The organism is Fictibacillus sp. 5RED26 (assembly GCF_015903895.1).
Taxonomy (GTDB): domain Bacteria; phylum Bacillota; class Bacilli; order Bacillales; family Fictibacillaceae; genus Fictibacillus; species Fictibacillus phosphorivorans.
In genome coordinates this window covers 133,881-147,505 of sequence record NZ_JACZDU010000006.1, presented here as the reverse complement: position 1 = coordinate 147,505, position 13,625 = coordinate 133,881, and the positions used below count along the sequence as shown (strand labels likewise).

At 40.7% G+C, this 13,625-nt stretch carries 12 protein-coding genes; 6 read left to right on the top strand and 6 right to left on the bottom strand.

Annotated elements, in window-relative coordinates; translation table 11 throughout:
* Positions 1–44 precede the first annotated feature (44 nt).
* Complete coding sequence (locus IHV10_RS18665) at positions 45–668, top strand: NAD(P)-dependent oxidoreductase (protein WP_197132990.1); 624 nt, start codon at positions 45–47, stop codon at positions 666–668.
* Here the strand turns inward: IHV10_RS18665 and IHV10_RS18660 are convergent.
* The 3 genes from IHV10_RS18660 to IHV10_RS18650 all read right to left on the bottom strand — a co-directional run bounded on the left by IHV10_RS18660 (position 665) and on the right by IHV10_RS18650 (position 3,684).
* Positions 665–967 (bottom strand): hypothetical protein, encoded by a 303-nt coding sequence (locus IHV10_RS18660; protein ID WP_197132987.1) that lies wholly within the window; start codon positions 965–967, stop codon positions 665–667. The two genes, IHV10_RS18665 and IHV10_RS18660, sit on opposite strands and share 4 nt — an antisense overlap.
* A 70-nt stretch (positions 968–1,037) precedes the next feature.
* The gene (locus tag IHV10_RS18655; protein WP_066399222.1) at positions 1,038–1,571 is read right to left on the bottom strand and encodes a DUF420 domain-containing protein; all 534 of its coding nucleotides are present in this window, start codon (positions 1,569–1,571) and stop codon (positions 1,038–1,040) included.
* Between the two features lie 409 nt (positions 1,572–1,980).
* Positions 1,981–3,684 (bottom strand): M3 family oligoendopeptidase, encoded by a 1,704-nt coding sequence (locus IHV10_RS18650; protein WP_197132984.1) that lies wholly within the window; start codon positions 3,682–3,684, stop codon positions 1,981–1,983.
* A 135-nt stretch (positions 3,685–3,819) separates the two neighbouring features.
* Here IHV10_RS18650 and IHV10_RS18645 point away from each other — a divergent pair, with 135 nt between their 5' ends.
* The 4 genes from IHV10_RS18645 to IHV10_RS18630 all read left to right on the top strand — a co-directional run bounded on the left by IHV10_RS18645 (position 3,820) and on the right by IHV10_RS18630 (position 8,814).
* On the top strand, positions 3,820–5,067 hold the full coding sequence (locus tag IHV10_RS18645) for a PucR family transcriptional regulator (RefSeq protein ID WP_197132981.1): 1,248 nt from the start codon (positions 3,820–3,822) through the stop codon (positions 5,065–5,067).
* 125 nt (positions 5,068–5,192) lie between these two features.
* Positions 5,193–6,323 (top strand): alanine dehydrogenase, encoded by a 1,131-nt coding sequence (ald, locus tag IHV10_RS18640; RefSeq protein WP_197132978.1) that lies wholly within the window; start codon positions 5,193–5,195, stop codon positions 6,321–6,323.
* 405 nt (positions 6,324–6,728) lie between these two features.
* Complete coding sequence (locus tag IHV10_RS18635; protein WP_197132976.1) at positions 6,729–8,060, top strand: alkaline phosphatase; 1,332 nt, start codon at positions 6,729–6,731, stop codon at positions 8,058–8,060.
* A 79-nt stretch (positions 8,061–8,139) separates the two neighbouring features.
* The gene (locus tag IHV10_RS18630) at positions 8,140–8,814 is read left to right on the top strand and encodes a DUF4352 domain-containing protein (protein WP_197132974.1); all 675 of its coding nucleotides are present in this window, start codon (positions 8,140–8,142) and stop codon (positions 8,812–8,814) included.
* Between the two features lie 89 nt (positions 8,815–8,903).
* Here IHV10_RS18630 and opuFB read toward each other — a convergent pair whose 3' ends face one another.
* On the bottom strand, positions 8,904–10,418 hold the full coding sequence (opuFB, locus tag IHV10_RS18625; RefSeq protein WP_197132972.1) for an osmoprotectant update ABC transporter permease/substrate-binding subunit OpuFB: 1,515 nt from the start codon (positions 10,416–10,418) through the stop codon (positions 8,904–8,906).
* Positions 10,411–11,382 (bottom strand): ABC transporter ATP-binding protein, encoded by a 972-nt coding sequence (locus IHV10_RS18620; protein ID WP_197132970.1) that lies wholly within the window; start codon positions 11,380–11,382, stop codon positions 10,411–10,413. The genes opuFB and IHV10_RS18620 overlap by 8 nt, the downstream gene beginning before the upstream one ends.
* A 237-nt stretch (positions 11,383–11,619) precedes the next feature.
* On the opposite strand from IHV10_RS18620, the gene IHV10_RS18615 reads away from it, so the two are divergent.
* Positions 11,620–12,318, top strand: a complete 699-nt coding sequence (locus tag IHV10_RS18615; protein ID WP_197132968.1) for a queuosine precursor transporter — start codon at positions 11,620–11,622, stop codon at positions 12,316–12,318.
* 143 nt (positions 12,319–12,461) lie between these two features.
* Here IHV10_RS18615 and IHV10_RS18610 read toward each other — a convergent pair whose 3' ends face one another.
* Positions 12,462–13,424: an HD domain-containing protein gene (locus IHV10_RS18610; RefSeq protein WP_197132966.1), complete on the bottom strand. Its 963-nt coding sequence runs from the start codon at positions 13,422–13,424 to the stop codon at positions 12,462–12,464.
* Between the last annotated feature and the right edge of the window lie 201 nt (positions 13,425–13,625).

The window sequence follows — 13,625 nt, the reverse complement described above, 5'->3', positions numbered from 1 at the left end:
ACATTAAATGATATGATAAGAAAAGAACGATCAGGAGGTATGTTATGAGACTATGCGTACTAGGTTCGACAGGAAGAGTCGGACAATATTTTACTAAAATGGCGCTTCAGGATGAAATTAACGTTTCTGCACTTTTGCGTAACCCTGAAAAGTTTTCGCACTCTATATTGAATCAGATCTCTTTTACAAAAGGAGATGTTCTTAGTAAAGAATCCGTAGCTGAAGTGATGGTAGACTGTGATGTCGTTTTTAGCGCTCTTTCAACAGACGGAGGTAGTGTCCTCTCCGAGGGTATGCCTATTATTATTGAAGCGATGAAAAAGGAAGGCATCTCGCGTATCATTACGATCGGTACAGCAGGCATCTTACAAAGCAGGGCAGAACCTCATCTGCTTCGTTACCAATCATCTGAATCTAAGCGCAAATTAACAAGAGCAGCTGAAGATCATCATAAGGCGTATACTCAACTGCAAGAAAGCGGATTGAACTGGACGATTGTTTGTCCTACTTATTTGCCAGACGGGGAACCTACCGGCACGTACAGAACGGAGAAAGACGTGCTACCTATCGACGGCTCTCGGATCAGTACTGGAGACACCGCTCATTTTGCGTTCTCACTTTTAAAGAACAGTAACTTTTTAGAGACTCGTGTAGGAATCGCTTATTAAAATCTTCGAGGCATGTCTTGAAAAAAATAGACGCCAAGACTTAAGAAACCTGCTCCGATAATAAAGATGAAGGTTTTAATGAACCATTTCGGAAAAAAGCCGACCAGCTTATCAATAACCGTTACAAAGATAAATTCTACAATAGCACCGAAAAACGTTTCCGAGACTCGGCCACCTTTGTAATTCGCGTCATACTGCTTTTTATGCTCAATTTCTTCTTTTTGATAACGGATTCCATAAACAATAACAGCGATTCCGAATCCGCAGAGAACGACAGGTATGATCCAAAACCAGCTCATCTCTCATTTCCTCTCGCTACAGAAAAGACTTTTGCTGTTCCACGTCTTCAGCAAAAGTCCTCTGTTTTTTTTATGAATAATAAGGCGCGATCATCAAATACACAATAACACCTGTCAAACTAACATACAGCCATAGTGGCATCGTCCAACGAGCGATTTTACGGTGTTTCTCTACTTGCATGTTAAAGCCTCTCGTAACAGTGATTAACGCTAGAGGTACGATAACGATCGCAAGCAAGATGTGAGTGATCAAAATAAAGAAATAAACGTACTTAAGCGGACCTTCTCCGCCATAAGACGTAGATTCTGTAAGATAGTGGTACGTTACATACGACAACAAGAAGAATGTTGTACTTGTAAATGCCGCCAAGATAAATCGCTTATGCAGCGTGATGTTTTTTTGTTTAACAAAATAAAGAGCAGCGAGCAAAAATACGAATGTGAAGCTGTTAAAAATCGCGTTTAATCGTGGCAGCAACGTTACATCAAAAGCAATTTCTCCCTCATACTCTGGCAGGAAGAACAACACGGCCACAAGTACGTTAATCGCAATAGATAGCCCGATAATTAGCGGTGTATAGTTACGCTGTTTCGTTTCAGCCATTTTGTATTACTCCTTTTCCACTAAAAGTCTTTAAAATTTCTAAGATTCCTTATTATTTTACCACTCAAGACCCTATTCACAAACATATAGGCAGCTGAAAACAGCATTCCCCATACAAGTGTCAATAATTCTTCAAAAAATGAGAAACTTAGCGAGAATACACCCTGGGGTATTTCTGGATATGGATGAAGTTCAATCCAGAGGTTTGCGGCTTCAATCCAGAAGTTTTTGCGTTGAATCCACGAGTTTCGTACTTGAATCCAAAAGTTTTGCCGATTTATCCACGAGATGTCATTTGTCGACATTTTCTGCGGCAGTTATACCCCCTGGCCGTGCCCCATCCCATCGCCTACACAAAAGAAAAAACCGGCACACGGCCGGTTCTCCTCATCCTACCACCTTAATTCAATTAAGCTCTCGCAAACTGCTCCTCATCGACTGTAGCAATAAACTTCTCCACTTCACCGACCACAGACGCTACACATCCTTTTTCAAAAGGAGAGATCAAGCCAGCTTCTTCAACTAACTTTGTAAAAGGCAGACTTCCTCCCTTTTGACAAAGTGCGAAATAGTCTTCCCATGCACGCTCAGAATCCTCGCCAGCACGTTTCCAGAACTGAAGAGCACAGATTTGCGCGAGCGTGTAATCAATATAATAAAAAGGCGAGCGGAAAATGTGGCCTTGTCTATGCCAAAAACCACCGTTTTCTAAGTACTCAAGCCCATCATAGTCACGGTGTGGTAAATAGGTTTTCTCAAGGTCTCTCCACTTCGAACGGCGTTCAGATGCTGATGCATCTGGATTGTCGTATACAAAGTGCTGAAACTCATCAACTGCAACTCCGTACGGGATGAACTCTACTGCACCTGTTAAGTGAGAGTATAAATATTTTTCTGTGTCCTTACCAAACAGCTTATCCATCCAAGGGTACGTTAAGAACTCCATACTCATCGAATGAATCTCACAAGCTTCAAGTGTTGGGAACTGATATTCAGGAACTTCAAACACTCTGCTCGTGTACATCTGAAACGCATGACCGATTTCATGCAGCAGCACGCGAACGTCGTTATCTGATCCGTTAAAATTTGTGAAAATGAACGGCGCTGTATAATCCTGTAGATATGTGCAATACCCACCTGGCGCTTTACCGCTCTTACTTTCAAGATCCATGAGCTCATCTTCAGCCATATAATTGAAGAACGCTCCTGTTTCTTGCGATAGACCACTAAAAACCTGCTTCGATTGATTTACGATCCACTCTGCATCTCCTTGAGGCTTAGGATTGCCTGTCGTAAAGCAGAATGGCTCATCGTAAAACTTAAACTCATGGAGTCCGATGCGCTTTTGCTGACGTTTCTTTAACTTTGTACAAAGCGGAACGATGATATCTTTTACTTGCTCACGAAACACTTTTACATCTGCCGCGTTGTAATCCGTTCTTCCCATACGATCATACGCCAACTCTGTGAAGGTCGAGTACCCTAACTTTTTCGCGATTCCAGTTCGTAGCTTTACGAGCTCATCATAGATCGAATCAAACTTTTCTTGGTTTGAACTCAAGAAAGCGTTCGCGGCAATGCTCGCCGCTTTTCTCGTTTCGCGATCTGCAGATTGAACGTATGGAGAGAGTTGTGCAAGGTTCAATTCTTTTCCGTCAAACTCAATCTTTGCAGATGCCATCACTTTCACATACTCTGAGCTCAATTTATTTTCTTGCTTGAGGTCCTCTAGTACATCTTCAGAGTACGTCTTCACTTTTAATTCAGCCAAGCGAAACAGCTGACTGCCCCATTTACGCTCGAGCTCATCTTTAAAAGGGGATTGAACGAGCGCTTCATGAAACGCCGTAACCATCCCTTGATAGACTGGCAGATTATCATCCATGAACGCTTGCTCTTCTTTATAAAAAACATCTTCCGTATTAATCGTGTGGCGGATCTTGGCCAGTCTAGCTTTTGATTCAAAACGATTACGAAGAGCAACGACTTTCTTCATCGCTTCATTCTGCTCATCCGCTGATCTCGCTTCTTTAAAAACCTTTACCGCTTCTTCAAATTCTGTTTTCAGACTTGTAACATCAGGACGTTCATATGTAAATTCACTAAACTTCATTAGAAAGGCCTCCCATTCATTTACATTCCATTCCTGTATTACCAATTCTACAATCTATCTCTTTTCTCCTGTAATCCAATTCCCTTTTTCGGTAGAATGTAAGCAGAGAGAAACTAACGGCGGGAGACAAAAGTAATGAAGAACTATCAATCTGATCCTTTTAAAGGAACTTTCGGCAGTCTTGAAAATTTAGCAGACAAGATCAGCGACGTTTTGTCGTGCCCTGTAACGATAGAAGATCAGAATCATCGACTCCTTGCTTACAGTACACATGAAGACGGGACAGATCCTGCACGTATCGCGACCATCATCGGACGGCGTGTGCCTGAAAAAGTAGTGAACAGTCTATGGAAAGACGGCGTGATTCCTAGATTACAAGAGAGCGATGACCCTGTTCGTGTCGGCACGATACAAAACGTCGGGCTTGGTGATCGAGTAGCAGTATCAATTCGAAAGAACAACGAAGTTCTCGGATATATTTGGGTCCTTGAAGTGGAAAAACAATTAACATCAGATGATATGCAATTGTTAAAGCTTGCTGCAGCTTCAGCCAAAAGTCAGCTTCTTCAGATGCAAATCGGTACAAAAAAGAAAGAAGAAAACCGACAAGAGCTATTTTGGAAGATGCTCACGGGCAACCTCCCGCATGAAGAGCATATTTTAGAAAAGCTGCACGAACTCAACATATTGCCGGTTCTCCCTGCAGCCGTTTTTATTCTGCAGCTTGAAGATGAGATCACACCAGCGATCGAAAAAGATATCCTGTATCTCGCGGCGGTCAACCAGAAAATTAATGTTCTCCTATCTGCGGCTGACGCGAATCAAATGCTCCTTCTCGCCTCACCTGTTGGCAAAGAACCGCCTTTAGAGCTCGCCAAGTCCTTTGTAGAGTCCTTTTTTACACATATGAAAGAACGTTTTTCAGTATCTGATATAAAAGCAGCTTATGGCAGTCTCGTATCCTCTTTTTCAAACGTGGAAAAAAGCTATAAAGAAGCTTCAAGTGTATTAGCTGTTCAGGAAAAGCTCGGCGGAGAAACGTTAACCTTAAACGGTTATCACGAATTAGGCATCTACCAATTTTTAGATGCCATTTATGAAAAACAACAAAGACAGAGCTACCACAATGAAATGATCAGGACTCTACAAGAATATGATGCGCAGCACAAGACTGAGCTTTATCACACATTAGAAACGTATCTAACGTTAGATGAGAACCTGAATAAAGCATCAGAAGTGCTTCATATCCATATGAACACATTACTGTATCGCTTAAAACGGATCAGCGAGCTTACGAATATTGATATGAAGAGCCCTCATCAAAAGATTATGATCTATCTTGATTTCAAGATGAATCGGTTATTTAAACAAGAGCGTTTGTGAATTATCACAAATGCTTTTTTTCATTTTCTAGTTTCAACACAATGAAAAGCTCAATCCCTCGAACTATACTGAAATCACAATTGAAAACGCACTCAAAGAGTTTACTTATATAGGAGGATTCACAAATGATTATTGGAGTTCCAGCAGAAATTAAAAATAATGAAAACCGCGTAGCGATTACGCCATCAGGTGTTATTACACTAACAGCAGCAGGCCACAAAGTACTTGTAGAAAATAACGCAGGTGTTGGCAGCGGATTTACGAACGAAGATTATGCAGCAGCAGGAGCTGAAATCGTAGCAGAAGCGCAAGACGCATGGGCAGCTGAAATGGTAATGAAGGTTAAAGAACCTTTAGCTTCTGAGTACAAATATTTCCGTTCAGACCTTATTCTTTTCACTTACTTACACTTAGCTGCTGAGCCAGCATTGGCAAAAGCATTAACAGATAGCGGCGTTACAGCGATCGCTTACGAAACTGTAGAGTTCAACCGTACACTTCCACTATTAACGCCAATGAGTGAAGTAGCAGGACGTATGTCTGCACAGATCGGTGCTCAGTTCCTTGAGAAGCCAAAAGGCGGAAAAGGTATCCTTCTTGCAGGTGTTCCAGGAGTACGTCGCGGTAAAGTAACAATCATCGGTGGCGGTGTTGTAGGTACGAACGCAGCAAAAGTTGCAATCGGACTTGGCGCTGACGTTACAATCATCGACCTTAGCCCAGATCGTCTTCGTCAACTTGATGACATCTTCGGAAACAGCATCCAAACATTAATGTCTAACCCATTAAACATTGCACAAGCCGTAGCTGAATCTGATCTAGTGATCGGAGCTGTACTTATCCCAGGAGCAAAAGCACCTAAATTAGTAACAGAAGAAATGATCAAGTCCATGACTCCAGGATCTGTAGTTGTTGACGTAGCGATCGATCAAGGCGGTATCTTTGAAACGGTTGACCGCATCACGACTCATGACAACCCAACATACGACAAGCACGGAGTTGTTCACTATGCAGTAGCAAACATGCCTGGTGCTGTGCCTCGTACGTCTACAATCGCACTTACGAACGTAACGGTTCCATATGCACTACAGATCGCTAACAAAGGTGCACAAGCAGCAATCGCTCAAAACCCATCTTTAAAAGCGGGTCTTAACACAGCTGGTGGATTCGTAACATACGAAGCAGTGGCAACTGACCTTGGTTATGACTACGTTTCAGCAGAAGTAGCATTAGAAAAAACAGTTCAAACTGTATAATGGATCGAATGAAAAGAAGCTAGGCTCAGAATGTTGAGTCTAGTTTCTTTTTTGTATATTCCTAGTGGACATATTCGGCATCTGCCCGTTCAAGGCAGACACTCCATTTTTTTAACGAGGTAATTTTATTTTTATACGAGGTAAACAGCAATAATTCCGTACTAAGTAGAAATATATCCGCACATAAAATTTTTTATCCGATTTTCGACAAATCGTATCAGACCCACTACTTTTCCCCCGCACATTCTGCAGACTACATAGCACCTTTTTCCCATACGTTTACACAATCTTAACATTCTCATAATCTTTTCAAAATATTATCGGAGTATAATTCCTCACTGTAAGACAACTCGAAACAACAGGAGGCAATTATGACTATTTCAAAAAAAAGTACTATCTGTTGCAGTGGCAGGAACACTTGCCATTAGTGGTTTCGTTATAAATCAAGCATCTGCTGATGAAAAGCATAAGAAGAATGAGATAAGAAACGTGATCTTTTTAATCGGTGATGGTATGGGACCAACTTACACGACCGCATATCGTGCTTTTAAAGATAGTCCAAAAACACCGATGATGGAAGAAACAAAATTCGATAACTATTTAGTGGGCATGCAATCCACATATTCACATGACAAGAAAGAAAGCGTAACAGATTCAGCCGCTGCTGCCACTTCAATGTCTGCAGGAATCAAAACGTATAACGGTGCTATTGCTGTTGATATGGAAAAACAAGATGTTAAAACCGTTCTAGAGCAAGCGAAACAAAATGGAAAGTCCACCGGATTAGTCGCAACTTCTCAAATCAACCATGCAACACCAGCAGCTTTCGGTGCACATGATGAGTCACGTGAAAATTACAACCAAATTGCTGATGATTATTATGATGATATGGTGAATGGGAAGCATAAAGTAGACGTTATCCTTGGTGGTGGTACTAGCTATTTTGAGCGTAAAGACCGCAACATCACAGATGAATTTAAGAAAGACGGCTACTCTTATGTAACGAACAAGGATCAGATGCTGAAAGATGAAAATGAACAGGTTCTTGGATTGTTTGCTCCAAAAGAGCTTGATAAAAAAATCGATCGTCCACAAGAACAACCTTCTTTAAAAGAAATGACGAATTCTGCATTAGACCGCTTGAATAAGAATGACAAAGGCTTCTTCTTAATGGTAGAAGGAAGCCAGATCGACTGGGCTGGTCACGACAATGATGTAGTTGCCGGAATGAGCGAAATGGAAGACTTTGAACAAGCTTTCCAATCAGCCATTGAATTTGCTAAAAAGGACAAGCACACTCTTGTCATCACAACAGCTGACCACTCAACAGGTGGAATGACAATGGGCCGTGATGGAGATTACAAATGGGATCCATCTGCTATTAAAGCAGCGAAGAAAACGCCTGACTTCATCGCAAAACAAATCGCAAATGGAGCACCTGTAGAAGAGACTTTAAAGAAGTACATCGACCTTGAATTGACTTCAGAAGAAATTGAGTCCGTTAAAGCCGCTCAACAAAAAAGCGGTGATGTATTAGAAATCGATAACGCCATCGAAAAAATCTTTGATTTACGCACAGGAACTGGTTGGACAACAGACGGACATACCGGTGAAGATGTAAACGTCTATGCATACGGACCAGGAATGGAGAAATTCTCTGGCAAGATTGACAATACTGACACAGCTAAAGAGATTTTTTCGATCTTAGAAAAAAGTAAATCTTCTTTCGTAAAATAAATTTTGTACAATTAGGTCAATCTAACCAAAAAAGCATCCCGTTATTCAACGGGGTGCTTATCTTTTAGGAGGTGCTTCCATGCCTTTCAAAGGTTGGATCATGCTGTTTCTTTCAGCTTCGCTTGTAACGGGCTGCGCGTCAGAGGCGGACAAGAAAAAGGAAACCCACACAAACCATCAACAGAATGAATCAAATAAATCTGAAACGAAAAATCAGACAGAAAAACAAACCTATACCGATAGCTCTCAAGCTTCAGATGATACAAACTTAACGGAAATTAATAAAAAAGTGGAAGACCAAGATGGGTCCATAACGTTAAAGAAATATGCAAAAGTTAATAAACAACTGAAGTCTGATTCTATTGCGCTTACGATCGATGAAGTGAAAGTATTACACTATGCACCATCTGTAGATCTGATAGATTTCTTCCATGGCTACACTAAACAAGATGAGTTCCCTTATGTACGAGTAAACGTAAAAATTGAAAATAAAGGGAAGGAAAGTGTTCATTTCAATCCAATCGCTCAAATTGAAACCAATCAAGGGGAAACCGTAACGTGGAAAGAAGACTTTTATCTGGAGGAACTAAACGGAGAGATTAAACCCGGAGAAGAAAAGATGGGTAGCTTAGGATTTATACTAAACAAAACCAATGTTGAAAACCTAAAAACAATTACCATCACATCTAGTGAAGTGGTAGATGATCAGGAAAAAACTATCTCAGATCCTCTAACTCTCACTGTTGATTTATAAACGATAAAAACATCCATGCAGACAAGACTGCATGGATGTTTTATTTTCCGGGAAATTTTTGTCGAATCTTAATGAATGATGGCAGAGCTTTATAGAAGACCTTCCTTCTTCAAGAAATCCTCCGCCACTTTTTTAGGTGACTCTCCTCCAACATTCACTTTATAGTTCATCTCACGCATTTCATCGTCTGTAATTTTTCCTGCAAGCTTTTCCAAAGCATCCTTTAACTCCGGGTGCTTCTCTACAGTTTCTTTACGAAGCATCGGTGCACCTTGATAAGGAGGGAACAGCTTTTTATCATCTTCTAACACGGTAAGCTTATATTGACGCAGTTCGCTGTCTGTAGAATAGGCATCCACCACATCGATCTCCCCTTTTTTCACTGCGTTATACCTTAACTTCGGCTCCATCGTTCTCACATTTGCGAACTGAATATCGTATAGCTTTTGGATGCCTTTATAGCCATCTTCGCGATCCGAAAATTCAAGCGTGAATCCAGCGTTCAGGCTTTGGCTTACACTCTTTAAATCCGAAATCGTCTTTAAGTTGTACTCTTTCGCCAATTGTTCCGGAACAGCAAGCGCATACGTATTGTTATATGCCATCGGGCTTAACAATTGCATATCAAACTTACTTTCCATCCCGTTTCGAGCTTGTTCATATACTTTTTCGCTATCTGTACTTGATGCGTTCTCCTTTAAAAACTCAGCGATTGCCGTACCTGTAAATTCTGGATAGATATCAATACTCCCAGATTTCAACGCATTAAACACAAAGGATGTTTTACCAAGTCCCGGCTTCAGCTCCACATTTAAATCGGTTTCTTCTTCGATTAAAAGTTTGTACATGTTGATTAAAATCTCAGGCTCAGAACCTAGCTTACCACCTATGACGATATCTTCTTGACCGCCTTTAATCGCAAAAGGAACAAGTATAACTAAAAGAGCGGCTATCAAAAATGCGCTGACCGTTGTTAGCGCTCGTTTAAAAGAAAGAAGCTCTAATCTTCTGAGCAGAAAATCAAATAAAATCGCGAGCAATGCAGCTGGTACGGCACCAAGCACGATCAACATCGTGTTATTGCGGTCAATACCGAGCAAGATGATATCACCGAGTCCACCCGCTCCGATTAAAGCTGCAAGTGTTGCCGTTCCTATGATTAAGACCATGGACGTACGGATTCCGGCCATAATAACAGGCATCGCTAAAGGAAGTTCAACCTTCATCAACCGCTTTCTCGTGTTCATCCCCATCGCTCTCGCTGCTTCAATTAATGAAGAATCAACTTCTTTAATTCCTGTATATGTGTTTCTTAAAATCGGGAGCAGTGCGTAAACAACAAGTGCAATAATGGCCGGCACCTTACCGATTCCAAACAGCGGAATCAACAGACCTAGTAAAGCAAGTGACGGAATCGTCTGCAACACAGCAGTCACTCCGATAATCGGTTCAGCCACTCTTGGTTTTTTCGTTAGATAGATACCTAGAGGGATTGAAATAACCACGGCAAAGAGAAGTGCTATAAACGAAATCTGAATATGCTCGATCAATGCACTTGCGAGTTCACCTTTTCGATCTTGAAATACTTGCAAGAAACTATTCATCTCTGCTACCTCTTTCCTGCAAGCGATCTGCAAGATATTGAATAACAGCTTGTCTGTTAAGTGTTCCTATGATCGCACCATGATCTTCAACCGTCACTTCATTTTCACGGGTTAAGATATCGAGCGACTCTGTAATACTCGTTTTTACTGAAATAGAAGGTAATTGATAATCTAATCCTATTTCATCTGCTTTCAATGGAATGATAAGCTTTCGAAGATCCATATTTTCAACAGAACTCATACTCTCTGTTCCTACAAAATTTCTTACAAAATCATCGGCAGGGTTTTCGAGCAGCTCATCCGGCGTTCCCACTTGTACGATAGAACCTTCATTCATCACACAAATCCTGTCTCCCAGTTTCAAAGCTTCCTTCATATCATGAGTCACGAAAACAATGGTCTTCTTAATATTTCTTTGAAGATTAAAAAGATCTTCTTGCAGCTTTTCTCTGCTGATCGGATCTAGAGCGCTAAAAGGCTCATCCATTAAAATAATGTTAGGATCTGCAGCTAACGCTCGCACGACACCCACTCGCTGTTGTTGTCCACCAGAGAGTTCATTAGGCTTGCGGTCTCGATACGTTTCAGGATCTAAGCCGACCATATCAAGAAGCTCATCCACTCTTTTACGAATTCTTTCTTTGTCCCATCCTTTTAGCTCGGGAACGATGCTAATATTCTCTAAAATTGTCATGTGAGGAAATAAAGCGATCTGCTGCAGTACATACCCGATATTCCAACGTAGTTCATCAATATTGTAATCACTGATTCTCTTGTTATCGATGGAAATCGTGCCTTTTGTAAGACTGATCAGTCTGTTGATCATCTTAAGCATCGTTGTTTTTCCACATCCGCTCGGACCGATCACAACGAAAAATTCTCCTGGCTGTATCGTTAAATTCAGATCGCGAACCGCGGACGTTCCATCCCCGTATTCTTTAGAAACATTATCAAAAGTTATCATACACCTGCTCCTTAGTGTGCTTTATCTATTACAAGCAGTATTTCCGTTTTTTCTGTAAACAATAATCAATCTACACTATGTATTGCACAAAGAAAGAGATTATAAACTACTCATGCGCTACATATTTATATGGTTTATTGATTAATTACAAAAACTGTCTTATAATGGGGAACTGTTGTGTTAAACGTATTTCGCGGTTCGAAAACTCCCGCGTTATCAAAACTAGGAGGATTTTTTATGTTTAATTTTTATTTTGGTGTAGCATTTGCACTGGTTAATTTTATATTGTTTTTAACATGCTATAAGTGGTTCGGTCGAACAGGACTGTATGCTTGGATCGCTGCCGCTACGATTCTTGCAAACCTTCAGGTTGTAAAAACGATCGAGATGTTCGGTCTTGTTATGACTCTCGGTAATGTAATCTATGGAACCATCTATTTAGCAACAGATCTAATCAACGAGAAGTACGGGGAAAAAGAAGCGAAAAAAGCGGTTTGGTTCGGTTTCTTCACACTCATTATGACGACGATCATCATGCAGATGGTGCTCGTGTTCCAACCGCACGAAAGTGACATCTTCCAGCCACATCTTGAAGCCATCTTTGGATTTATGCCTCGACTTGTGATCGGTAGTCTGGCTGCTTACTTAATCAGTCAGTATCTAGATGTTAAACTTTTTGCAAAGTTGAAGGAAAGATTTTCACGCCCTGATCAACTTTGGATTCGTAATAACGGAAGTACGATGGTTAGCCAGCTGATCGACACGCTTATCTTTTGTACGATTGCGTTTGCTGGTGTGTTCTCATGGGATGTTTGGATTCAGATTTTCTTTACGACGTATGTGATCAAGTTTGTTGTGTCAGCGGCTTCTACGCCGTTTATCTATATTGCTAGAAGCTTCAACCATCCGGAAGACCTTCAGAAACCAGGGGTTTAAATGCTCTTGAGAGTGGTTGATTTCTTTTCCAGGATGCTCGCTTTCCGCGGGGTGTGCCTCTTAGCGCTATTATAAAAAGGGTAAGACCAACTCGTATAAGGAGAAGGTCTTATCCTTTTTGTTATATCGTAGAACGACCACTTTTATAGAACTTTTATGTAACTTCCCTTTTCAGCACGCTTCTTTGCCTTTGCGTTCATTTCTTTGATTTTATTGGATATATTTGAACCAAGTATTGGTCTTCCTTCTATGATGACTGTTGGGTCGATCAACCGAGGCTTTCCTTTTAAATGAATATTAAACTCAATCTCGTTTTCTTCTAGTTTCACTGGCTTTATAAGTTCTTCATATCGAGCGACTAAGGAAGACTTATTTGATGATCGTACTTTTTGAAGGACTTCTTCATCCGTAAGCTTAAAATCTGATAGTGCAATAACATTCAGCTCTAGAGCTTCTTTGAGCAATTTTGTTAGTCGATCATATCCGTATACATTCAGGGGATTCATGAAAAAATCTAAAACTTCTTTGTAATACGCTTCAACGAACCATTCAGCCTGTTCTGTTCCTTCAATACAAATTAATCCTCTTGATACACACAATTTCTCCATAAAACGATTAATCTCAAGCTTTGATAGGTAACCATATCTATAGAGATCTCTTAGTGTGTAGTCGATGCGATCCGCACACAACAACGGTAATGGTTGCTCTAATAACGAATGATTACCTTGCATAATCTCCTCAATGGAATATCCATGTTGTTTCAATATACTTGGAATCTCTGAGTCCATAATGGTTTCCTCAAAGATTTCTTCATGAAAGTCTTCTGATTCATTATCCAGTACAAAATCGACCACATGAGAAAATGCAGTGTGGGAAACATCGTGAAGTAGCCCAGCAATCTGCTCCTGATGTGTCCCGCCTAACTGTCTGATCAGTAGCATTACACCAACCGAATGCTCATATCGCGTAACGTTCCATTCCTTGTTTACAAGATAAGATGCACCGCCCTGATGAATGCCTTTTAAACGTTGTACCGGTTTAGACAATATTAAATCCTGCAATACAGGTTCAACTTCGAAAGAACCATAGATATCATCAACAATCATGCCTCTTCCCCCTTTTTTTGTTTTTGTCATTTTAACATACATGACATCTCCTTCATCCCACATTTACAGAACAACCATTTGTTAAGATATCCCCTCATATAGACCTTATTTTCTTTAAAATACTAAGGAGGTTCTGACCATTCTTTCCCCATTTTCCTTTGTTAGCATAATGAATGTGATCTTGCTTGTGCAAGAGGCGAG